The 22,851-nt window shown below is 72.4% G+C and carries 19 protein-coding genes and 1 other RNA gene; 9 read left to right on the top strand and 11 right to left on the bottom strand.

Translation table 11 applies throughout. From position 1 onward, the window contains the following. Positions 1 to 36: 36 nt before the first annotated feature. The 4 genes from GD970_RS07015 (at position 37) to GD970_RS07030 (ending at position 5,639) form a co-directional block, all read left to right on the top strand. Positions 37 to 2,268, top strand: coding sequence for a glycoside hydrolase domain-containing protein (locus GD970_RS07015; RefSeq protein WP_152202175.1), 2,232 nt, complete (start codon positions 37 to 39; stop codon positions 2,266 to 2,268). Then, a complete protein-coding gene (locus GD970_RS07020) occupies positions 2,265 to 3,551 on the top strand; it encodes a glycosyltransferase (protein ID WP_152202176.1) in 1,287 nt (428 codons plus the stop codon). The genes GD970_RS07015 and GD970_RS07020 overlap by 4 nt, the downstream gene beginning before the upstream one ends. A 215-nt stretch (positions 3,552 to 3,766) precedes the next feature. Then, positions 3,767 to 4,807 (top strand): TerC family protein, encoded by a 1,041-nt coding sequence (locus GD970_RS07025; RefSeq protein WP_152202177.1) that lies wholly within the window; start codon positions 3,767 to 3,769, stop codon positions 4,805 to 4,807. A gap of 142 nt (positions 4,808 to 4,949) precedes the next feature. Next, positions 4,950 to 5,639: a Clp protease N-terminal domain-containing protein gene (locus GD970_RS07030; protein ID WP_152202178.1), complete on the top strand. Its 690-nt coding sequence runs from the start codon at positions 4,950 to 4,952 to the stop codon at positions 5,637 to 5,639. A gap of 74 nt (positions 5,640 to 5,713) precedes the next feature. Here GD970_RS07030 and GD970_RS07035 read toward each other — a convergent pair whose 3' ends face one another. Then, complete coding sequence (locus GD970_RS07035; protein WP_152202179.1) at positions 5,714 to 7,258, bottom strand: purine-cytosine permease family protein; 1,545 nt, start codon at positions 7,256 to 7,258, stop codon at positions 5,714 to 5,716. Between the two features lie 116 nt (positions 7,259 to 7,374). Between GD970_RS07035 and GD970_RS07040 the strand changes: the two genes are divergently transcribed. From GD970_RS07040 to catA, 3 genes are all read left to right on the top strand, one after another. Further along, the gene (locus GD970_RS07040; RefSeq protein WP_152202180.1) at positions 7,375 to 8,904 is read left to right on the top strand and encodes a PucR family transcriptional regulator; all 1,530 of its coding nucleotides are present in this window, start codon (positions 7,375 to 7,377) and stop codon (positions 8,902 to 8,904) included. A 260-nt stretch (positions 8,905 to 9,164) separates the two neighbouring features. Next, complete coding sequence (locus tag GD970_RS07045; protein ID WP_152202181.1) at positions 9,165 to 9,347, top strand: hypothetical protein; 183 nt, start codon at positions 9,165 to 9,167, stop codon at positions 9,345 to 9,347. Between the two features lie 67 nt (positions 9,348 to 9,414). Beyond that, a complete protein-coding gene (gene catA, locus GD970_RS07050) occupies positions 9,415 to 10,278 on the top strand; it encodes a catechol 1,2-dioxygenase (RefSeq protein ID WP_152202182.1) in 864 nt (287 codons plus the stop codon). A gap of 245 nt (positions 10,279 to 10,523) precedes the next feature. Here the strand turns inward: catA and ssrA are convergent. The 3 genes from ssrA to GD970_RS07065 form a co-directional block, all read right to left on the bottom strand. Next, positions 10,524 to 10,891, bottom strand: a transfer-messenger RNA (tmRNA) gene (ssrA, locus tag GD970_RS07055). A 148-nt stretch (positions 10,892 to 11,039) separates the two neighbouring features. Continuing rightward, on the bottom strand, positions 11,040 to 12,095 hold the full coding sequence (locus GD970_RS07060) for an LLM class flavin-dependent oxidoreductase (protein WP_152202183.1): 1,056 nt from the start codon (positions 12,093 to 12,095) through the stop codon (positions 11,040 to 11,042). Positions 12,096 to 12,154: 59 nt separating this feature from the next. Continuing rightward, positions 12,155 to 12,580, bottom strand: coding sequence for a hypothetical protein (locus GD970_RS07065; protein WP_152202184.1), 426 nt, complete (start codon positions 12,578 to 12,580; stop codon positions 12,155 to 12,157). A gap of 288 nt (positions 12,581 to 12,868) precedes the next feature. Here GD970_RS07065 and GD970_RS07070 point away from each other — a divergent pair, with 288 nt between their 5' ends. After that, complete coding sequence (locus tag GD970_RS07070) at positions 12,869 to 13,558, top strand: DUF981 family protein (RefSeq protein ID WP_152202185.1); 690 nt, start codon at positions 12,869 to 12,871, stop codon at positions 13,556 to 13,558. A 147-nt stretch (positions 13,559 to 13,705) separates the two neighbouring features. Here the strand turns inward: GD970_RS07070 and smpB are convergent, their stop codons facing one another. Further along, on the bottom strand, positions 13,706 to 14,227 hold the full coding sequence (smpB, locus tag GD970_RS07075; RefSeq protein WP_152202186.1) for an SsrA-binding protein SmpB: 522 nt from the start codon (positions 14,225 to 14,227) through the stop codon (positions 13,706 to 13,708). A gap of 269 nt (positions 14,228 to 14,496) precedes the next feature. Between smpB and GD970_RS07080 the strand changes: the two genes are divergently transcribed. Then, positions 14,497 to 15,813: a lactate racemase domain-containing protein gene (locus GD970_RS07080; RefSeq protein ID WP_152202187.1), complete on the top strand. Its 1,317-nt coding sequence runs from the start codon at positions 14,497 to 14,499 to the stop codon at positions 15,811 to 15,813. 111 nt (positions 15,814 to 15,924) lie between these two features. Here the strand turns inward: GD970_RS07080 and GD970_RS07085 are convergent, their stop codons facing one another. The 6 genes from GD970_RS07085 to GD970_RS07110 all read right to left on the bottom strand — a co-directional run bounded on the left by GD970_RS07085 (position 15,925) and on the right by GD970_RS07110 (position 22,825). Further along, the gene (locus GD970_RS07085; protein ID WP_152202188.1) at positions 15,925 to 17,328 is read right to left on the bottom strand and encodes a M23 family metallopeptidase; all 1,404 of its coding nucleotides are present in this window, start codon (positions 17,326 to 17,328) and stop codon (positions 15,925 to 15,927) included. An 8-nt stretch (positions 17,329 to 17,336) separates the two neighbouring features. Further along, entirely contained in the window at positions 17,337 to 18,251 is a 915-nt protein-coding gene (ftsX, locus tag GD970_RS07090) for a permease-like cell division protein FtsX (RefSeq protein WP_152202189.1), read from the bottom strand. 8 nt (positions 18,252 to 18,259) lie between these two features. Further along, entirely contained in the window at positions 18,260 to 18,949 is a 690-nt protein-coding gene (gene ftsE / locus GD970_RS07095) for a cell division ATP-binding protein FtsE (protein WP_152202190.1), read from the bottom strand. A 219-nt stretch (positions 18,950 to 19,168) separates the two neighbouring features. Further along, positions 19,169 to 20,296 carry a peptide chain release factor 2 gene (gene prfB / locus GD970_RS07100; protein ID WP_152202191.1) on the bottom strand — a complete coding sequence of 376 codons (1,128 nt, stop codon included), beginning with the start codon at positions 20,294 to 20,296 and terminating at the stop codon, positions 19,169 to 19,171. A gap of 99 nt (positions 20,297 to 20,395) precedes the next feature. Further along, positions 20,396 to 21,856 carry a phosphoribosyltransferase family protein gene (locus GD970_RS07105; RefSeq protein WP_152202192.1) on the bottom strand — a complete coding sequence of 487 codons (1,461 nt, stop codon included), beginning with the start codon at positions 21,854 to 21,856 and terminating at the stop codon, positions 20,396 to 20,398. A gap of 63 nt (positions 21,857 to 21,919) precedes the next feature. Then, positions 21,920 to 22,825 carry a LysR family transcriptional regulator gene (locus GD970_RS07110; protein WP_152202193.1) on the bottom strand — a complete coding sequence of 302 codons (906 nt, stop codon included), beginning with the start codon at positions 22,823 to 22,825 and terminating at the stop codon, positions 21,920 to 21,922. Positions 22,826 to 22,851: the final 26 nt, after the last annotated feature.

The following is a 22,851-nucleotide window of genomic DNA, read 5'->3' on the forward strand; positions in this document are numbered from 1 at the left end:
CACGGGGCAGGCGGGACACCGCGGAGAGGGGGGCTCATGATCGACGCTGTCGACCCGTTCATCGGGACCGAGCCGACCGACCTGCCCGCGCCCGTCGGGCTGGCGGCGACGTGGTGGTCGCCCAAGCCGCAGATCGGCAACACCCATCCCGGCGCTACCTTCCCGCTGGGCATGGTCTCCGCCTGTGCCTACTCCGGCGCCTACCCCACCGGCTACGGCCGCTACGACCTGAGCACCGAGGGGGTGCCGGCCCCGATCCACGACCGCCAGCTTGCCTCGGGCCTCGCCCACTTCCAGCAGTCCGGCACCGGGGCGATCCGCAAGTACTACAACTACTTCCGCGTCTCGCCGATGCTCGAGCCGCTCGACGCCCTGGGCACCTCCTGGGCGCTGCACGACGAGGAGGCCGCGCCGGGCTGGTACGCCGCGACGCTGGACACCGGCATCCGATGCGAGGTCACGGTGGGTCCCAAGAGCGCCGTGCACCGCTACACCTTCCCCCGCCACCGCGACGCCCGGCTCGTCGTCGACTTCTCCCACGGCGGCCTGGAGATCCCCTTCGGCAGCACCGTCCCGCTGCGCGCGTACCTGCAGTCCGTCGCTCCCGGGGCGGCCCAGGGCGAGATCGTCGTCGAGGGCGCGCCGCTCGCCGTCCACGTCGAGTGCGACGCCGACCAGTGGCGCCAGCTGCTGTGGTACGACCGGCGGCTCATGCCCGGCGGCACCCGGCTCGACTTCGATTCCATCCGCCCCACCACCCTGCGCCCGTTCGGCCTGATGTGGGCCGGCCCCACCAGGGCCGGGCAGAGCGTGGAGCTGCGCTTCGGCTTCTCCCTGCGCGGGCCCGAGCAGGCCCGCGAGAACCTCTACCGCGACTGCGGGCCCGGGCCCACCAGCTTCGCCGCCCGCCGGGAGGCGACGACGCGCACCTGGCGCGAGCACCTCGACCTCGTGCGGGTCGACGCCCCCACCCCCGAGCGCAAGACCGTGTTCTCCACGGCCCTGTACCACTCGCTGATCAAGCCGTGCCTGGCGCCGGCGGAGAGCCCGTTCTGGCCCGGCCCGGGCCCGTTCGCGTTCGACGTCAGCACCATGTGGGACATCTACCGCACGCAGCTGCCGCTGCTGACCACGCTGGTGCCCGAGCGCGCCGTCGAGCTGGCCCGGGCGCTGCTGACCGTCTGCGAGGAGGAGGGGAACCTGCCCATCGGCTACCGGATGGCCAAGGGTGCCGACCGGTTCAGCCGCCAGGGCAGCGCGCTGGCGCACACCCTGCTCGCCGACCTGTGCGAGCTAGGACTGCCCGGCATCGACTGGGACTGGGCCCTGGCGCTGATGCACATCGACCTGCGCCGCGACTACGGCGAGGACTTCCTCCTGCGCGGCCTGGCCCACCCGGTCAGCCACACCCTCGACCTGGCCATGGGGTACTGGTGCACCGCGAAGGTGGCGCGCCACGTGGGCGACGGCACGCTGGCGGAGGAGCTCGAGCGCCTCGCCGACCGCTGGGTCAACGCCTTCGACCCCGCCACCGGGCTGCTGCGGGACTCGACCTTCTACGAGGGCGGGCGGTGGAACTACTCCTTCCGGCTCGTGCACGACATGGCCGCCCGCATCGGCCTGACCGGCGGTGACGCGGCGTTCGTCGGCCTCCTCGACCGGTTCTTCGGGTTCGGGGCGGAGCCGGTGGCGCTGCCCGGCGTCCACCCCGGCGCCGAGGAGCTCGCCCGCGGCTACGCCCTGGACCGGTTCGAGGGGCTCAACAACGAACCGGACATGGAGGCCCCGTGGGCCTACCAGTACGCCGGCCGCCCGGACCGGACGGCGGAGGTGGTCCACGCCGTCGTCCACCAGCGCTTCGGCACCGGCCGCGGCGGCCTGCCCGGCAACGACGACTCCGGCGGGCTGAGCTCGTGGTACGTGTGGGCCTCGCTGGGGCTGTTCCCGGTGGCGGGCCAGAACCTCGTCCTGCTCAACGCTCCGGCGCACGAGCACGCCGAGATCACCATCGGCCCGGAGGTGCTCAGCATCGACACGACCGGCTTCGTCCCGCCCGAGCGTGGCGGGCCGGCGCAGTACGTGCGCGCCGCGCGCCTGGACGGCGCCCCGCTCGAGCGCAGCTGGCTCACCGCGGCCGAGCTGCGCCGCGGCGGCCGGCTCGAGCTCGAGCTCGGGCCCACCCCGACCGGTTGGGGATCGACGCCGCGCCCGCCGTCCCACCCCGGCAGAATCACCCCGACCACCCCAGCACCGGAGGTACCCGCGTGACCCAGCCCGACCGCCGCCTCGTGATCGTCGTGCGCGCCGACCCCGTCATCTGCGGTCACTCCGGCGAGGCCCGCAACCTCGCCGAGGCGGCCCTGGACCGCGGGTTCGACGAGGTGCGCATCATCACCTGGCCCCTCGACCGGCTCGAGGCGGCCGGGCTGCCGCTCAAGCCGCTGGACCGGGTACTGCCCTACCGGGAGGGCATCGTCGTCGAACGGCCCGCCCCGGTCGGGGACTACAAGGTGCCCGACGGGCGCTACCTCGCCGGTCTCACCGGCCGCCTCGTCGAGCTCTTCACCGACGGCGTGCCCACGGTGTGCCTGTCGCTCTACCTCAGCCCGCACACGGTCGCCGTCGCCGACGCCGTCCGGGTCGCCCGCGACACCGGGCTGCCGGTCGACGTCACGACGATCGCCGAGGCGGTCGGCTCCGACGTGACGAACGTGGTCCGCGCGTGCGTGGAGGAGGACCGCTTCGGTGCCGCGGCGCACGTGCTCTCGAGCTACCTCAGCCAGGACGTGTGCCTGGCCGTCTCGGAGTACACCCGCGACCTCATCGTGGCCGAGGCCGCCCAGATCGACGCCCGGCACGGCACCGACTTCGCCCGCCGCTGCCGCGAGCGCATCGGCATCTCCTACCCCGCCATCGACACGGCCGCCTACCTCGACCTCGACGGCGGCGAGCTCGACGCGCACCTGGCCCGCCGTGGCCTGGAGGCGGGCGGCTACGTGCTGTTCCTCTCCCGCCTCGCCCACGCCAAGGGCGTCGACGATCTCATCGCCGGCTTCGCCCGCAGCCGCACCCGCGACCACGCCTGGCTCGTCATCGCCGGGCGGGGCCCCGACGCGGCCGCGCTGCGCGAGGCGGCGGTGGCCTCCGGGGCGGCCGAGCGCATCACCTTCCTCGACGACGTCTCGGACGAGGAGAAGCCCTACCTCATGGCCGGCAGCGCCGCCTACGTGCTGCCGAGCAAGCCGCGGCCGGAGTTCGTCGAGACGTTCGGCATCGCCCTGGTCGAGAAGATGCTCGCCGGCGGCGGGCCGGTCATCACCACCGACACCGGCGGCATCGGCGAGGCGGTCGGGGACTGCGCGCTCATCGTGCCGGTGGAGGACCCCGACGCCGTCGCCGCGGCCCTCGACCGGGCCGTGCTCGACCTCTCCCCCGGCGAGCGGGCGGCCTGGGAACGGCGGGCCCGGGCCCACGCCCTGCAGTTCGACCGCGCCGAGGTCTTCGACCGGATGTTCGCGCGGCTGCCGCAGGTGGTGGCCGAGGTCGGCTGAGAGCAGCGTCTCTCCACCGGGGCGCCCGCCCGTGTGGCGGGCGCCCGAAACGTCCCGGTACTCTCGACGGCGGAGGGGAGTATTCCCACTCGGTGGCAGCCGTCAGCACAGCGGGTGATGACGTCCGCTCGGCGCCACCAGTCCCACGGCCGATGGGCCGCGCGGGGCGGAAGAGACCTCCGGTACCTGATCGACCCGACGTACCGGAGGATCTGTTGGACGTTTCCGCGCTCGCCTGGATCGTGCTCGGCGGCATCATCGTCGCGATGATCGCCGTCGACCTCATGGGACACGTGCGCAAGCCGCACGCGCCCAGCCTCAAGGAGGCGACCTGGTGGTCGCTCGCCTACATCGCCATGGCCGTCGTGTTCGGCTTCATCGTCTGGGCCGCCTGGGGCTCGGGCTACGCCGGGGAGTACTTCGCCGGCTACGTCACCGAGAAGAGCCTCTCGGTGGACAACCTGTTCGTCTTCGTCATCATCATGGCGGCGTTCAAGGTCCCGCGGGAGCACCAGCAGAAGGTGCTCATGTGGGGCATCATCATGGCCCTGGTCATGCGCGGCGTCTTCATCGCCGTCGGCGCGGCGGTCATCAGCGAGTTCGCCTGGGTCTTCTACCTCTTCGGCGCGTTCCTCATCTACACCGCCTACGCCCAGGCCAGGCAGGGCGTCGAGAAGCCCGAGCACCACAACGCGGACGAGTATCACGAGAACGCCCTGGTGCGCGGCGTGCGCCGCATCTTCCCCGTCACCGACGGCTACGAGGGCGGCAAGCTCTTCCACCGCGAGGACGGCAAGCGGTACCTCACGCCGCTGCTCATCACCATCCTCGCCATCGGCACCGCCGACCTGATGTTCGCCGTCGACTCCATCCCGGCGATCTTCGGCCTCACCCAGGAGCCGTACCTGGTCTTCGCCGCGAACGCGTTCTCGCTGCTCGGCCTGCGTCAGCTGTACTTCCTCATCGACGGCCTGCTCGACCGGCTCGTCTACCTCCACTACGGCCTCGCCGCGATCCTCGGCTTCATCGGGGTCAAGCTCGTCATCCACGCCCTGCACGAGAACGAGGTGCCGTTCATCAACGGCGGCGAGCCCTGGCACGGGCTGCCCGAGCCGACCATCGCCGTCTCGCTGGGCTGGATCGTCGGCGTCCTGGCGGTGACGGTCGTGGCGAGCATCTGGAAGAACAAGAAGGACGCCCGGCTCGCGGCCTCTAGCGCCACGGGAGCCCAGGAGGTCGAGCACGCCGAGCGCTGAGCCGCTCGAGCCGCGGCGCAGGGCCGGTCCGTCCGACCCCCGGCCCGTCGGCCACGAGGGCCGCCTCCCCCGGGAGGCGGCCGTCGTCGTCGGCCGTCAACCAAGGGTTGACGACCCCTGATCGTCAACCTACGGTTGACGCATGACGACACCCCACGTGCGCCTCGACGACCTCATCGGTGCCATCGACTCCACCGAGGACGCCCCGCTGGACCGGCTCAGCCGGGCCGTCGCCCTGGCCGAGCACCTCGACGAGGTGGCGGACTCCCTCATCGGCCACTTCGTCGACCAGGCCCGCCGCTCCGGCGCGTCGTGGTCGGAGATCGGGCGCAGCATGGGGGTGACCAAGCAGGCCGCCCAGAAGCGCTTCGTGGACCGCAACGGCCCCGGCCCCCTCGACCCCAGCCAGGGCTTCAGCCGGTTCACCGACGAGGCCCGGGCCGCCGTCGTCGCCGCCCAGGAGCGCGCCCGCGAGGCCGGCAACGCCGCCATCGGCGTGCCCCACCTCGTGCTCGGCCTCCTCGGGGACCCCGCGGGCACCGCCGCGCGCGCCATCACGGCCCAGGGGGTCGCGATCGAGGACGTCGCCAGGACGGCGACGGCCACCCTGCCGCCCGCGGCGGACGCGGTGCCGGACATCATCCCCTTCGATGCACACGCCCGCGCCGCCCTCGAGCGCACCTTCGCCGAGGCCCAGCGCCTCGGCGCGGAGGCCGTGGGCGGGGAGCACCTCCTACTCGCGGTCCTCCTCGTCGAGGACGGCACGGGGGTGCTGGCCGGGCTGGGCGTGAGGCCCGAGGCCGTCGAGGCCTTCGTCGCCGCCGAGCGATGATCGCGCACCGCACCCGGCGCGGGGACCCCTCACCAGGGTCCCGCGCCGGGTGCGGCGGCTCCCGCGGCAGCCGGTCAGGCGAGCGGTTCCGCGGTGCCGGTGGCGTCCGCCACCGGCGTGGCGGCCCGCACCGCCGGGCCGGGCCGGGCCGGCGCGCGGTAAGCGGCCGTCACGTCGGCGACGATGACGTCCTCGGTGTACTTCGCCGCGACGATCGGGCCGAGGACGGCGTAGACGGCCGCGGCGGCGACACCGCCGGCGAGCCAGCTCAGGTCGACCCCACCCAGCGCCGTGGCGACCGGCCCCCGGAAGACCGGGAGGACGCCGTACATGAACAGCCAGGTGCAGAACACCCCGACGAAGAAGGCCACGTAGGCGGCCCAGTTCAGGTCCGGCAGGCGCCGGGTGCCCGGCGCGTCGAAGAGCCGGTCCACCCGCACCGCCTGGCGCTCGATGCGGTAGTAGTGCACGAGCATGATGCCGCCCCAGGTGGCGACCCAGGCGACCAGCCCGATCAGCCAGGAGTCGAGGACCGCGGCGAAGTTCTCCTGGAAGATGAAGAAGATGACCACGAGCATGGCCAGCACGCCGACCAGGACGCTGAGCGTGCGGCGCGGGATCTTGATGTCCAGGGCCTGGGTGGCCACCGAGAACGTGTAGATGTTGAGGATGTTCGTGGCGATGGGGCCGTGGAGGACGAGCAGCAGGACCGGGACGGCGAGCGCGCCGAAGTTCTCGACGATCAGCTGGCCCGGGTCGACCGTGCCGTTCTTCGTGGCCAGCGTGGCCCCGAGCACGCCGAGCCACACGACGGGGACGAACTGCCCCAGGGTGCTGGCCAGGTACAGCTTCCGGCGCGGCATGGAGGTGGAGACGAAGCGGGAGTAGTCGGCCGCGTAGGTGAACCAGGTGATCCCCCAGCCGATGCCGATGGCCGTCATGATGGCGGTCATCGCGGCCAGCCGCTCGCCGCCGGCGAGGACGGCGCCGGAGGGCCCGGCGTAGGACCAGTCGATGTCGAGGAAGAACCACGCGACCACGGACATCAGCACGAGGATCGCGATGGTCGGCGGCACGGTCCACCGCTCGAAGGCCGCGATCGCGCGGTATCCGCGCCAGGAGATCGCCACCTGGACGGCCATGAGGAACGCCGCGACCAGGATCCGGGCGGGATAGTTCGCGGCGGTCGGGTCGACGACGCCGAGCTTGCCCAGCAGCGCCATGACGAGGTCGAGGATGATCCAGGTGTTGACGGCGCACCAGCCGATGGACAGCGCGCCCTGGATGCAGGCGGGCAGGTAGTTGCCGCGCCGGCCAAAGGCCGCCCGGGACAGCACCATCCCGGTCACGCCGGTCTTCTGCCCCATGAGGACGAAGAGGCCGAAGATCGCCATTCCGATGAGGTTCCCGAGGATCAGGACGGTCAGCGTGTCGGCCAGCCCCAGGCCGAGGCCGACGCCGAGGGCGCCCAGGACCCAGTTGATCGGCGCGATGTTGGCGCCGCACCAGATCCAGAACTGTCCGGACACCTTGGTCGTGCGGGCGCCCTCGGGGATGGGCTGGAGCTGTTGCTCGAGATCGTGGACGGATGCCGAGTCGTGCGAAGACGTCGTCGTCATGGCGCAGCCCTTCGGGGAGAGTGATCGAGACGTGCGCAGAATCGTGCGCGTTGTGAACCAGCGCACACAAGACGCACACTGTCCCCCATGAATCACCGCATGGCTGACATTTCGTCATGGCACTGACGCTGGAGGCCGTGCTACGGCACCCCAGTCTCGCGCGCGGCGAGCCCCGGGTGGTCGCCGGTGCCGCCGGCCTGCAGCGCCGCGTCCGATGGATCCACTCCAGCGAGGTCCTCGAGATCGCCGCCCTGCTGCGCGGCGGCGAGCTGCTGCTCACCGGCGGGGAGATGCTCGGGGCAGCATCGGAGGAGGACCAGCGGCGGTACGTGCGCGAGCTGGCCGCGCGGCGGGTCGCCGGCGTGGGCATCGAGACGGCCCGCAGCCTGCCGGCGGTGCCGCCGCCGCTCCTGGCCGAGGCCGAGCGTCTGGGCTTTCCGGTGGTCGAGCTCCGACGGCGCATCCCCTTCGTCGACGTGGCCGAGGCGGTCAACGCCGAGCTGGTCAACGCCTCGGTCGTCCGGCTGCGCTTCGGCGGCGAGCTCGCGCACGCGTTGTCCGCGCTGCTCACGCACGGCGGCGACGCGCACGCGCTGCTGGACCTGGTCGTCCGGCGCACCGGCGCCGCGGCCGCCCTCTACGACAGCCGCGGTGCGCTGATGCTCCAGCTGCCCCAGGAGGACGGCGAGGCGGGCGGCCCGGCGCCGTCGCCCGCCGCGGGGCTGACGCCGTCGCCCGGGGGCCTCACGTCGCGCATCACCGTGCGGGGTGCGCACGCCGCCACCCTCGTGCTCACCCCCGGCCCGGACAGCGACCCCGACCTCCTCGGTGTCGTCGGCGAGCACGCCAGCGAGGCGCTCGGGCTGGCGCTGCTGCGCAGCCGCCCGCCGTCCACCCGCGACCTGGCCGGCAGCGAGCTCGCGCGGCTGGCGACGGCCGGGCCGCAGGAGCGCGGCCGCCTGACCCAGCTCGCCCAGATCCTGGCCATCGATCCGGCGAACCCGGTCGTGGCAGTCGCGCTCGTCACCGCCGCCACGAGCACCGGCCTGCCCGGCCTCGACGCGCTCCTCCAGCGCCACGGGCGCGTCGCGATGGACGCCTCCGAGACGCAGGTGCGCATCGTGCTGTCGTTCGCCGACCGGCGCCACGCGGCCCACAGCCGGCACGAGCTCGCCGACCGCCTCGCGGCCTGGGCCCAGGATCTCGAGGCGGTGGGCGTCGGCGTCGGCCCCGTCGTCCCGGACCTGGCGTCGGTGGCGACCTCGATGGAGGCGGCCGAGGCGGCGGTGCGGGACCGGGCCACCTACGGCCCCGGCTGGGCGGTCGACGCGACCACCGCCGCCGTCGAGCACCTGCTCGACGCGCCGGACCTCCGCGCCCGCCGCGAGCTGTTCGTCCGCGGCCAGCTGGCGATGCTGCTGGCGCTGCGCCCGGTCGAGGGCGAGACGCTCATGCACACGCTGGAGACCTACTTCGACTGCGGGTGCAACAAGACCCGGACGGCGGAGCTGCTCCACCTGCAGCGCCAGTCGCTCTACGGGCGGCTGGAGCGCGCGTTCGGGCTGCTCGGCGGCGACCCGACGGGGACGGACCGGGCGCTGCCCCTGCACCTGGCCCTGCGCCTGCGTCAGCGCCTGAGCAGTTGATCCAGGCGGGACGCTCGGGCGGAAGACGCCGGGCCAAGGCGGATTGCGCAACGCCGCACATCGGGGGGCATCGTGGTGCGCGCTGCCCCCAGGCGTGCCGGGCTCCTCCGAGCACAGCGCCCGGTCGACCGCTCGCATTGATCGCTCGCATGAATCAATATCGCGGGATCTTGTCCTGGTGTTTGATGAACGCTCCTTCTAGCGTACGTAGCGGCCGCACAGCGGTGTGCATCACGGCCACGATCGGTGGAGGAGGGGCGATGGAGCTTCGGCACCTGCGATTCGCGGCTGCTGTGGCATCCACCCTGCAGTCCGGCCGCGCCGCCGACCTGCTCACCGAGCCCCTGCAGATCCGCGACGGCGAGCTCGGCGTCCGTCCCGGACCCGGCCTCGGCGTCGAGATCGCCCCTGACAAGCTGCCCCACTACCGCACAGACACCTGAACCCGGCCGGGGCGGTCCTTCGCTCCGGTCTCCCTACCGCAACGACGCACTACGAGGGAGAACCACGATGTCAGACAAGATCGAGGTCGCCACCGCCGCCGCCTCCGGGGCGAACGCGACGGCGCACTTCACCTCCGACAAGTCCCCGTACGACGCCGTCAAGGAGACGCCCAAGGAGCGCGTGAGCCTGCTGGCGACCGAGGTGCTCTCCGCGATCCACGACACCATCCGGAAGCACCACGTCACCTACGACGAGTACATCGCACTCAAGGCGTGGCTGATCGAGGTCGGCGAGGACGGCGAGTGGCCGCTGTTCCTCGACGTGTGGGTCGAGCACGTCGTCGAGGAGGTCAACACCTCGCACCGTCAGGGCTCGAAGGGCGCCATCGAGGGCCCCTACTACGTACCGAACGCGCCCGAGCGCGCGACCGACGGCGTGGGCACCATCCCGATGCGCGACGACGAGGGCGGCACCCCGCTGGTATGGACGGGGACGGTCACCGCCGTGGACGGCACCCCGCTCGAGGACGCCAAGGTTGAGCTCTGGCACGCCGACGACGACGGGTTCTACTCGCAGTTCGCCCCCGGTCTGCCCGAGTGGAACCTGCGCGGGACGTTCTCGGTCGGAGCCGGCGGGGCCTTCGAGATCCACACCGTGCAGCCCGCTCCGTACCAGATCCCGACCGACGGCTCGTGCGGCCGGCTCATCGCCGCCGCCGGCTGGCACGCGTGGCGCCCGGCCCACCTGCACGTCAAGGTGTCGGCGCCCGGGTACGAGCTGCTCACCGCCCAGCTCTACTTCCCGGGCGACCCGCACAACGACGACGACATCGCCCAGGCTGTGAAGCCCGAGCTCCTGCTCGACCCGCGGCCCCAGCCCGACGGTTCGGCCACGGTGGACTACTCGTTCGTTCTCGACCCCGTCGCGTGAGCCGCTGGCGACGGCGTCACGGTGCTCATCCGCCGTCGGCGCCGTCGTCCTCACCTCGATCAGGGGTCGAGCAGACATGTCGAGGTCATGGCAGCAGCCGTTGGGCGGCGGCTGGAGAAACAAAACTGTCCTCCGCTCGAGGTCCCTCCCCAGACGGGGCGGTGGGCCTCTTGCGGAGGACAGCAGGGAGCAGATGCTCAACGATCTGGCAGGTCGGGTGTCGGAAGACACGCGACCTGCCTGACTGGTGGAGATGGCGGGAATCGAACCCGCGTCCGACGGCGTGATTTCAGGGCTTCTCCGGGTGCAGTCTGCTGACGATTTTCTCGGCCCCAGCGATCACGCAGACATGTCGCTGACGGGCCCAGTCACCTAAAAGTCCCCGTAACCCCGATGACGAAGGCTACGAGCAGTGGCTCTCTAGATGACGCCAGGAACCGGGGCGAGAGCTACCTCGGGCTGACGGAGTTCGGAACTCGCTCAGGCGGCGAGGGCGAACTCGGTGCGCTTGGAATCGGCACCTATTGGTTTGCAGAGAGCGTTGACGAGATGACTCTGCATCCTCGACCCGCTTCTCCTGAAACGACGACCATCGTCGAAACCGATCATCCCCCTGTGCAGTTATTTCCCGGCCTCCCCCTCGCGGGGTCCGCCGGTGTCTCCATGCTACGGGGTCAACCAGCCCCGGGGCACGTTCATTCCCGTCCACGACGGTGTGACGCACCTCTCCGGTCGCACAGCCTCCCCGCCGGGCGGCCACATCAGGCGGGGGCCGGCCAGCCGAGCTCGGCGTCGACGAGCTGCTTGGCCCGCCCGAGCAGCTCGATGGCCCGCAGGGACTCGCGCTGCGGGACGCCGGAGACGTCCATCTGGAAGTTCTGCCGGTCGTGGCCGAGATAGCCGTGCAGGGTGACGATCCGCTCCGCCACCGTCTCGGGCGAGCCGACGACGAACGCCCCGTGCCGCCCGGCCTGCATCTCGTAGGACATCCGGGTCGGCGCGGCGAACCCGCGCTCGCGCGCCAGCTTGGCGGCGGCGTCGAGCTGGTAGGGGTAGAAGGTCTCCAGGGCGGTGGTGTCGTCGTCGGCGAGGAAGCCGTGGACGGAGACCGAGACGTGCCGGCGGGCGGCCGGGTGCCCGGCGCGGGCGAAGGCCTCGCGGTAGAGCTCGACGAGCGGCGCGAAGCGGCGCGGTTCGCCGCCGATCACCGCGTAGTTGACCGGCAGGCCCACGGTGCCGGCGCGCACGGAGGACGCCGGCGACCCGCCGGTGGCGATGCCGATGCGCAGGTGCTCGCCCAGGTCCGGCTTGTCGGCGGGCCGGGGCCAGACCTGCGCGTCGACGAGGGGCGGGCGGAACCGGCCGGACCAGGTCACCGGGTTGCCGGCGTCCAGGGCGAGGAGCAGGTCGAGCTTCTCCTCGTACAGCTCGTCGTAGTCCTCCAGGCTGGCGCCGAAGAGCGGGAAGGACTCGATGAACGACCCGCGCCCGGCGAGCAGCTCCACCCGCCCGCCGGAGAGCTGGTCCATGGTGGCGAACTGCTGGTAGACCCGCACGGGGTCCTCGGTGGACAGCACGGTGACGGCGGAGCCGACGTGGATGCGCTCGGTGCGGGCCAGCGCCGCGGCGATGACGCTGGCGGGCGAGGAGATGGCGTAGTCGGGCCGGTGATGCTCTCCCACGCCCGCGTAGTCCAGCCCGACCTCCTCGGCGAGGCGCACCCGCTCGAGGATCTCCCGCAGACGCTGGCCCGGGGAGACGCGGGCGGCGCCGGGCCGGGTGTCGAGGTCGCCGAAGGTGTAGATGCCGAGCTGCATGATGGTGGGAACGTCCCCGACGGCCTGCTATTCCGGACCGCGCCGGACAGCCGCCCGGGTCAGTCCCGGCGCGAGGTGATCTCGTCGACGAGCAGGGACCACGCGATGCCCGCCATCCAGACGTCCTTGGCGATCACGGTCCCGTTCTGGGTCGGCCGGAGGCTGCCCTCCTGCGTCAGGCCGGGCACCTTGGTGTACAGGCGCAGCAGCGCGCCGGAGAAGCCGGCGAGACCGAGCGCGGCGAGCCAGGTGGGCACGATCGGCAGGAGGAGGGCCGAGCCGAGCGCGATCTCGGCCGTCGAGAGCAGCCTGCCGAAGTCCTTCGCCGACAGCTGACCGAACTGCGGGAAGGCCTGGACGGCCATCTGCTGCAGCCCGGCCGCCGCCTCCTCGGTGAGGCCGCGCTTGGTGATCCCCGAGTTGAGGATGAACGCGCCGGTGGCGAGACGGGCGGGGACGTGACGCAGCCTGAGGGGAAGACCCATGGGAACCTCCACGGTCGTGCGGGTCTGCGCCACACGCTAACCCCGCCCCTTGCCGGGTGCACGAGGGCGGAGAGGGGCCCGCGCGATGCCGGCCCGGCCGTTCCGGGGCTACCCGGCGCGGGCGTGCCGGCCGCCTCCCGCTCCACCCGGCCGCCGCCCTCCGGCACCAGCCGCTACCCCGCGCACCAGCGCGGAATAGTCCGACGAAAGCGGACATTATGTCTATGATTGAACGTTCAATTGGACCCCGGCGCTCGGAGGAGGCCGGGAAGAAGGAAAGAGCAAGACGTGATCGTCTACAACGAGCTCATCGCCATCACGGCGGGAGCGGGACTCCTGGGCTTCGCGAAGTTCCTCGGGGACCTGATCCGCAAGGAACGGATCGAGAGCGAGGGCTGGGCGGGGTTCTTCGGCGTCACCGGCCTGCTGCTGTTCGTCCTGGGGGTGCACACCACCGTCACGTGGCCCTACGGCGGCAACGGCTTCGAGTACGCCAACATCGCGTTCGGCCAGCCGGCGGCAGGCTTCGGCGCGCTGCTGCTGCTGGCCGCGATCTACCTGTGGCGCCACCGGGCGCTCTACGCGGGTGAGGTCGAGGCGGCGAACACGAAGACGCTCCAGGCGCTCAAGCCGGCCGGCATCTTCGTCGGCGTCCTCGGCCTGGGGATGGCGGTCATCGCCATCTCGTTCGTCCGTTACCAGCTGGGGGCGGCGCCCCCGGAGGAGCCCATCTCGGGCCGCTTCGGCCACCTGCCGATCCTCGAGGCGCTGTTCCTCGGCGGCCTGTGGGGCGTCGTCGCCCTCGGCGCGCTGCTCTTCGCGATCGCGCTGTGGACCGGCCGTCCGCAGCTGCTGCGCTGGGCGGTGTGGGCCTGGGTCATCGGCGGCGTCGTCTTCACCCTGTTCGGGGCGCTGAACTTCTACACGCACCTCGGCATGTACTACAACATCGCGCACGGCACGATGATCAAGTGGTAGCCAGCTGAGGCGATGCTCGCGACAGGGGGCCGGGAGAAGCGATCTCCCGGCCCCCTTTCGCGTTGCCTTGCGCGGGCGCCCCGGTGCCGCGCTCAGGCGTGGACGGTCCGGCCCCGGGAGTCCCGCCGGCCCTCCCCACCCCGCCGGTCAGAGGTGCCGGCGCAGGCTCATCGCCCGCTGCGCCTCGCGCTCGTCCTGCTTCTCGCGCAGGGTCTGGCGCTTGTCCCACTCCTTCTTGCCGCGGGCGAGGGCGATCTCCACCTTGACCCGGCCGCCGGTGAAGTACAGCTCGAGCGGCACGATCGTGTGCCCCTTCTCGCGGGTCTTCACGGCGAGCTTCTCGATCTCCTGCTTGTGCAGGAGGAGCTTGCGCTTGCGGCGCGGGCCGTGGTTGGTCCACGAGCCCTGCGCGTACTCGGGGATGTGCACCCCGTGCAGCCACGCCTCGCCGCGGTCGATCTCCACCCAGCCGTCCACCAGGGAGGCCCGGCCCATGCGGAGGGCCTTGACCTCCGTGCCCATCAGCGAGATGCCGGCCTCGAACGTGTCGTCGATGTGATAGTCGTGCCGCGCCTTCTTGTTGCGCGCGATCACCTTGCGGGCATCCGCCGCCGCCTTGGCCTTCTGGGCCGGCGTGAGCTTCGTCGTCGCGGCCTTCGTGCCAGCCACCGTTTGCCTCCCTCACCGTCGCGCCCTGGGGCACCTCGCTCGCCGTGCCCTTCTCGCGCGGCCGGCCCACGCCGGGCCGACCTCCAAGGGTAGGCCAGGCCGGGCCGGCGGCTCGACCTCATTGCCCCGGGTTTGCCGACGGCGTAGCCCGAGAGCCCCCACCCGGGGCCGGCCCCCCGGCGGGCCCGGGCGGCACGGTCCAGGACAACCGCTGGCAACCGCGCGGCACCGGTATCGCCGGGCGCGAGCGCGCGGCTATGTTGACGGGCATGACGTGGTTCAAGCGCGAGGCCGAGGTCATCTCCCGCCCCGAGATCGAGGAGATGGTGCAGCAGACGATCGACGAGGCCAAGCAGCGGCTCGGCCTGACCGAGCTCAAGCGGGTCCTCCTGCTGCCGCCGGACCTCACGCGCGCCCATTCCGGCGCCGGGTGGATCACCGAGCGGTTCTACCAGCTGCTCGATGCCGAGGGCGCCGAGGTACACCTCATCCCCACGCTCGGCCAGCACGTGCCGCACACGCCGGAGCAGAACAAGTGGATGTTCGGCGCCATCCCCGAGGAGCGCATCCACAAGCACGACTGGAAGAACGGCGTCGTCAACGTCGGCACCGTCCCGGCCGAGGTCGTCCGCGAGAAGACCGACGGCGCCGTCGACTGGGAGATGCCGGTCGACCTCAACACCATGCTCATCGAGGAGCAGTGGGACCTGATCATCAACATCGGGCACGTCGTTCCTCACGAGGTGCTCGGCTTCGCCAACCACAACAAGAACTACTTCATCGGGCTCGGCGGCAAGCGGCTGCTGGGCGCCTCCCACATGGCCTCGGCCGTGTACGGCATCGAGAACAACCTCGGCAACCTGCTCACCCCGGTGCGCGCCTGCTTCAACTACGCCGAGGAGCACTTCCTGGGCGACCTCAAGGACGTGTACTTCCAGGTCGTCATGGACTACGACGACGCCGGCAAGCTCGTGCACACCGGCGTGTACGTCGGCGACGACCTGGAGACCTACTTCGACGCCGCCCGCGCCTCCCGCGACCAGAACATCACCCAGTTCGACGAGCCGGTGCAGAAGATCGTCGCGGTGATGCAGGCCGACGAGTTCCACGCCACCTGGGTGGCGAACAAGGCGGTCTACCGCACCCGCATGGCCATCGCCGACGGCGGCGAGCTGCTGGTCATCGCCCCCGGCGTCGAGCGCTTCGGCGAGCAGCCCGAGGTCGACGCGCTCATCCGCAAGTACGGCTACCTGCCCAAGGACGAGGTGCTCGAGCTGTACAAGACCGCCGAGGACATGCAGGACATCCCCCACGGCACCGCCCACCTCGTGCACGGCTCCTCCGAGGGCCGCTTCACCATCACCTACGCGCCCGGCCACCTCACCCAGGAGGAGATCGAGGGCGTGGGCTACCAGTACATGGACGTCGAGGAGGCGCAGAGGCGCTACGACCCCGCGGTGATGAAGGACGGCTTCAACACGATGCCCGACGGCGAGGTCGTCTTCTACATCTCCACCCCGTCCGCCGGGCTGTGGTCGACCAAGGCGAAGCTGGAGCAGCGCGCGGCCCACGAGCAGCACGTCTGAGCCGGTCCACGGCCGACCGAGACCCCCGGAGCGTGACGCTCCGGGGGTCTCGTCGTCGGGGCACGGCGCGGGCGCTGGTGGCGCCGTCGAGCGCCGGGCCCGCGCCCAGGCTCAGAAGCCGGGCAGGCCCATCGGGTCGATGCTCGAGCCGTTCTTCCAGACCTCGAAGTGCACGTGGCAGCCGGTGACGTTGCCCGTGGCGCCGGTGTTGCCGATGACCTGGCCCTGCGAGACGTGCTGGCCGGCGCGCACCGCGAAGCGCGAGAGGTGGTTGTAGACGGTCACGTAGGAGCTGCCGCCGAGGTAGCCGTGGTTGATGATCACCTGGTTGCCGTGGGTGCCGTTGGGGTGCGGCTTGACGGCGGTGACCGTCCCGCCGGCGGCGGCGACCTGCGGGTTGCCGCAGGCCGAGCGCAGGTCGCTGCCCAGGTGCATCCAGTACCCGCCGGTGATCGGGTACCACCGCATGCCGTACCCGGAGGTGACGTACAGCGGCCGGGGCACCGGCGGGATGAGCAGGTGCCCGCCGCCGGCCTGGGCCTGCGGCCGCGGTGCCGGGGCGGGGGCCGGGGCCGGGGCGGGCCGGTTGGCGGCGCGGGCGCGGGCGGCCGCCTCGGCCTCCTTGCGCTTGCGCTCCTCCTCGGCCCGGCGGTTGGCCTCGTCGATGGCGGCGATCTCATCACTCAGGGCCTTGTTCTCGGCCTGCAGACTCTCGATCTGCCCGCTGACGTCGCCCTTCTGGCCCTCGAGCGCGGCGGCGAGCTCGGACATGTCGGCCTGGATCTGCTTGATCTCGGCGGTGCGCTGCTCGGCCTCGGCGCGAGCGGCGTCGGCCGCGACGACGGCGGCGTCCGCCTCCTCCTTGAGCTCGCCGATCCGCTCGGTCACCGCGGTCTGGCGGGCCCGCTGGTTCTCCGCGACGGCCGCGGCGGTCTCGAGCTCGTCGAGCACCTGGGTCTGGGCGCGCACAGCGGTCTCGCGCACCGCGTAGCCCTGGAGGAAGTCCTCGGTCGAGGAGGAGTCGAGCACGACCTCGACGGTGCTCACGGTGTGGTCCCCGCGGTAGGTGCTGCGGGCGAGCTCCCCCATCGCGGAGCGGGTGGCGGCGATCTTCTCGCCGCTGTCGGCGATCGCCGCCTCGAGGTCCTTGGCCTCCTGCTCGGCCACCGCGAGGCGCCCGGTGACCTGCTCCTGCTTACGCTCGGCCGCGGCCAGGTTCTCCTGCGCCGTCGCCAGCGCCGCCTCGGCCCCGGGCAGCTTGGCCTCGGCGTCGGACAGCTTGAGGTGCGTCTCGACGAGGTTCTCGTCCAGGCCCTCGAGGTCGGCCTGGAGCTTCTCGCGCCGGGCGTCGTTCTGCTGCTGCTGGCGCACCAGGTCGTCGCGGTCACCGGCCTGGGCGACCCCGGCGGGGCCGAGGAGGCTCAGGGCGAGGACGAGGACGAGCCCGACCCGCCCGACCGCCCGCCGACGAGCGGCGGGCGGGGCGGCGGCAGCAGCGGAACGAGGTCTTCTCACGGTTCTCCTTACACCCTCGTGTAGCGGCCGAGGCTGACGACCGAGCTGATGCCGGCGAGCAGGATGGCGGCGAGCACGAGGAACGGGGCGAGGGTGAGCACGTCCCCGGTTCCCACGAACTGCACCCACGGCGTCGTCCCGGCCAGCCAGTCCTGGATGAGGTAGGTGACGGAGAGCCACAGCCCGCCGACGGCGAGCACGGCGCCGACCAGGGCGGCCACCGCGCCCTCGAGCATGAAGGGCAGCTGGATGAACAGGTTGGAGGCGCCGACCAGGCGCATGATGCCGGTCTCGCGGCGCCGGGACATCGCCGAGAGCCGGATGGTGGTGGTGATGAGCAGCACCGCGGTGAAGATCATGACCGCGGCCAGCCCGAGGGAGAGCAGCGTGGCGCTGTTGAGGATGTTGAACAGCGGCTCGAGCTGCTCGCGCTGGTCGACGACGATCTCCACCCCGGGGCGGCCCTCGAGCTCGTCGGCGACGATGCGGTACTGCTCGGGGTCGACGAGCTTGACCCGGTAGGAGACCTGCATCTGGTCGACGGTGAGCGACTGGGCCCACACGGTGTCGGCCATCTGCTCCTGGAAGGCCTCGAAGGCCTGCTCCTTGGTCTCGAAGTAGACCCGGTCGACGTAGGGGGCCAGGGCGTCGGACTTCAGCAGCTCGCCGACGGCGTCGATCTGCTCCTGGCTGGCCTCCCCGGCGGCGCAGTTGGGCTGCGCGGAGGACTCCGGGCACATGAAGGCCGAGACCTCGACCTTGTCGTACCAGTCGTTCTTGAGGTTGCCGATCTGCATCTGCAGCAGCGCGGCGGCGCCGACGAAGGTGAGGGAGACGAACGTGACGAGGGCGACGGAGACGGTCATCGCGAGGTTGCGCGACAGCCCCTGGCCGACCTGGGAGAGGACGAAACGAAGACGCACGAGACCCCCTACCGCGCCGCGCCGTAGACGCCGCGGGACTGGTCGCGCACCATCACGCCGTCGACGAGCTCGACCACGCGCTTGCGCATCTGGTCGACGATCTCGTCGTCGTGGGTGGCCATGACGATGGTCGTGCCGGTGCGGTTGATGCGGTCGAGGAGGCGCATGATGCCGATCGAGGTGGTGGGGTCGAGGTTGCCGGTGGGCTCGTCCGCCAGCAGCAGCTGCGGGCGGTTGACCATGGCGCGGGCGATGGCCACGCGCTGCTGCTCGCCGCCGGAGAGCTCGTGCGGCAGGCGCTTCTCCTTGCCGTCCAGGCCCACCAGCTCGAGGGTCTCCGGGACGGTGGTGAGGATGTGGTGGCGCGGCTTGCCGATCACCTGCAGCGCGATGGCGACGTTCTCGAAGACATTTTTGTTCGGCAGCAGCCGGAAGTCCTGGAAGACGGCGCCGATCTGGCGGCGCAGGTGCGGCACCTTCCACCGCGAGACCTGCGAGAGGTCGCGGCCGAGCGCGTAGACCTTGCCGGAGGTGGGCCGCTCCTCGCGCAGCACGAGGCGCAGGAACGTCGACTTGCCGGAGCCGGAGGCACCGACGAGGAAGACGAACTCGCCGCGCTCGACCTCCATGTCGATCTGGTCCAGGGCGGGGCGGGCGCCGCGCGCGTAGACCTTGGAGACCTTCTCGAATCTGATCATTGGGGGCGGCCAGTCTCGGAAGTGGGGGAAGGGGTGCTCTGGCCTCTCCCGAGGCTAAGCAGCGCTTCCCGTCCGCCCGCCGCAGACACGCCGCAGCCTCCCGGATCCGTCCGGTTCGTCACGCAGGAACGGACGCTCCACGGCCGCGGCGTCGCCCGGTCGCTCGAGGTGGCCGGGCACGCGAACGCCGGCCCACCCGGGGCCGGCGCTCGCGTCGGGTCAGACCGTGGCGGCCTGCTGCTGCTGGCTCTTGCGCCAGCGGATGCCGGCGTCGATGAAGTCGTCGATCTCGCCGTCGAACACCGCCGAGGGGTTGCCCGACTCGTGCTCGGTGCGCAGGTCCTTGACCATCTGGTAGGGCTGCAGGACGTAGGAGCGCATCTGGTCGCCCCACGAGGCCTTGACGTCGCCGGCGAGCGCCTTCTTGGCGGCGTTCTCCTCCTGCTGGCGCACCAGCAGCAGGCGCGACTGCAGCACGCGCAGCGCGGCGGCCCGGTTCTGGATCTGGGACTTCTCGTTCTGCATGGACACGACGATCCCGGTCGGGATGTGGGTCATGCGGACGGCGGAGTCGGTGGTGTTCACCGACTGCCCGCCGGGGCCGGAGGAGCGGAAGACGTCGACCTTGATCTCGTGCTCGGGGATGTCGATGTGGTCGGTCTGCTCGATGAGCGGGATGACCTCGACGGCGGCGAAGGAGGTCTGGCGCCGCCCCTGGTTGTCGAACGGGGAGATGCGCACGAGACGGTGGGTGCCGGCCTCGACCGACAGGGTGCCGTAGGCGTAGGGCGCCTTGACCTCGAACGTGGCCGACTTCAGGCCGGCCTCCTCCGCGTAGGAGGTGTCGAGCACCTGGGTGGCGTAGCCGTGGCGCTCGGCCCAGCGCAGGTACATGCGCAGGAGCATCTCGGCGAAGTCGGCGGCGTCCACCCCGCCGGCGCCGGCGCGGATGGTGACGACGGCCTCGCGCTCGTCGTACTCGCCCGAGAGCAGGGTGCGGACCTCGAGGTCGCCGAGGGCCTTGCGGATGGAGGCCAGCTCGCCCTCGGCATCACTCAGGAAGGCGTCGGCGTCGGCGCCCTCCTCCTCCTGGCCCAGCTCGACGAGGGCCTCGAGGTCGTCGATCCGCTCGCCCATCTTCTCCACGCGCTCGAGGTCCGTCTGCGCGTGGGAGAGCCTCGACGTGACCGCCTGGGCGGCGTCGGGGTCGTCCCATAGGTTCGGGGCGGCCGCCTGCTCGGACAGGTCCGCGATGGTGGCGCGCAGCGCCTCCGGGTCCGTCACGGCCCGGATGGACTCGAACGTGCTGCGGAGGTGCTGGATCTCGAGCGAGAAGTCGGTGGCCACGGAGGTCAAGGTTACGGGATCGGGCGTGTCGCGGCGTCGTGGGGTTGCGCACGGCCCGTCGCGCGCCGGGCGCGGCCGCCCCGCCCCTGCCGGCGCGGGTCAGGCGGCGGCGCGGGAGGAGCCCAGGTGCTCGCAGAACCAGGCGGCGGCGAGCCGCCCGGCCTGCTCGAGGGTGCCCGGCTCCTCGAACAGGTGGGTGGCCCCCGGCACGATGCTCAGCTCGCTGACGCAGGTCAGCCGGGCGCGGGCCCGGCGGTTGAGGTCGAGGACCTGGGTGTCGCGGCCGCCCACGATGAGCAGGGTGGGCACCCGGACGGCGGGCAGCCGCGGGCCGGCCAGGTCCGGGCGCCCGCCGCGGGAGACGACGGCGCGCAGCCGCGTCGGGTGGGTGGCCGCCGCCCACAGCGCCGCGCCGGCCCCGGTGCTCGCGCCGAAGTAGCCCAGCGGCAGCGCGGCGAGGTCGGGCCGCTCCCCCGCCCACCGGGTGGCCTGGAGCAGGCGGTCGGCGAGCAGCTCGATGTCGAAGACCAGCGCGCGGTCGCGCGCCTCGGCCGGGGAGAGCAGGTCCAGCAGCGCGGTCGCCAGCCCCGCCCGCTGGAGCATGCGGGCCACCTGGGCGTTGCGGGGGCTGAACCGGCTGCTGCCCGACCCGTGCGCGAACAGCACCAGCCCGCCCGCCCCCTCCGGCACGGTGAGGAACGCCGGCAGCGGCCCGGCGGAGGTGGGCACCACCACCTCGACCGTCTCCCCCGGACGCCCGCCCTCGGGGGGCCCGCTCGGCGTGCCCTGGTCCGGTCCCCGCCGGCCGGGGTCGCCCGCGCCTGCCACCCCGCCGGGCCCCTGCTCGCCCGGCGCCACCCCGTCCGGGTCTGCGCCGCCCGGCGCCGCCTCGGGCTCACCGCCGCCCGGGGCCCACCGCGAGCGGGCCTCCTCGAGCAGCCGGCGCACGGCGTCGTCGTCGACCTGGTGGAAGTCGTCGTACCAGGCGCCGACGGCGTAGAGCTCCTCGGGCACGAACAGGCACACGACGTCGTCGACCAGCGGCGCGAGCATCTCCAGGGCGTCGCCGGCGGCGACCGGGACGGCGAGAATCACCCGCCGCACGCCGCGGGCGCGCAGCACGGCCACCGCCGCGCGCACCGTCGCGCCGGTGGCGATGCCGTCGTCGACGAGCACCACCGTGCGGCCGCGCACGTCCACGCCGGCCCCGCCGCGCCAGGCGGCGACACGGCGCTCGACCTCCTCGCGCTCGCGCGCGGTCACGGCCTCGAGCGCCTCACGCCGCACCCGGGCGGCGATGTGCGGGTTGAGGACGATCGCGCCGTCCTCCCCCACCGCGCCCATGGCCACCTCCGGCTGCCAGGGCACGCCGAGCTTGCGCACGACGACGACGTCGAGCGGGGCGCCGAGGGCCGCGGCCACCTCGGCGGCCACGGGGACGCCGCCGCGGGGCAGGCCGGCCACGACCACGTCACCGAGCCCGGCGGCCGCGAGCTCCTGGGCCAGCTGCCGTCCGGCTGCGACGCGGTTGGCGAACCTGGTGGTGTCCTCCCGCCGCATGACCCCTCCAGCATGCGCCTTCGTGCGGCGGGGCCGCCAGGGGTCCGGCCGGCCGTCAGCCGGTCACAAGGGCTCGAGGTTCGCCGCGACGTGGATCATCTGCTCGAGCACGGCGGTGGTGGCGGCCCGCGGCTCGGTGCGGGTGGCCCGGTGCCGGATGAAGAGGTGCCGGTTGCCCAGCCCGGGCAGGCTCACCCACTGGACGTTCTCGGGCAGCTGGCGGCGCAGCGCCAGCTGCGGGACGAGCGCCACGCCCAGGCCGGAGGCGACCATCGCGAGGGCGACGTCGAAGTCGAGGTAGCGGTGGGCGGTGCGCGGGGCGAAGGACAGCTCGGTGCCCACGCGGGTCAGCGCCCGGTCGGCCGCCCCGCCCGGCTCCGGGGCGAGCCAGGTCGCGCCGGCGAGGTCGAGGAGGGACGCGGGGGCGGGGTCGCTGGCCGGCAGCGCGATCAGCCACGGCTCGTCGAGGAAAGGCACGTCCCGCGTGCCCTGGGGCGCGGCGGTAGGCGACGAGAGGTCGTGCTCGATGACCAGCAGGTCGAGCTCGCCGCGGCGCAGCGCCCGGCGGCCGTGCTCCTCGGCCACCTCGTGGACGACCAGCTCCACGCCGGGCAGCGTCTCGTTCAGCTCCTGCAGCAGCGGCACCAGCACCGCCCGGATGGCCGTCTGGAAGGCGCCGACGACCACGACGCCGGAGATGTCGCCCTCGAGCGCCGCGAGCGCCCGGCGCGTCTCCCCCATCTCGCTCTCGATCCGCTCCCCGGCCTCGGCCAGGAGCCGCCCGGCGGCGGTCAGGGTGGCCCCGGTGGGCTGCCGGTCGAGCACCCGCACCCCGGTCTCGGCCTCCAGACGCGCTATTTGCTGAGAGACGGCAGAAGGGCTCACGTGCAGGGCGTCAGCCGCCGCCAGCACTCCTCCGGACCGGCTCACGGCCAAGAGAAATCCAAGCCTGCGTGGGTCGATGTCCATGAAGCAGAACTATATGCCTCATCCGG

Origin of the sequence: Georgenia thermotolerans, from assembly GCF_009193185.1 — a bacterium.
Taxonomy (GTDB): Bacteria; Actinomycetota; Actinomycetes; order Actinomycetales; family Actinomycetaceae; genus Georgenia; species Georgenia thermotolerans.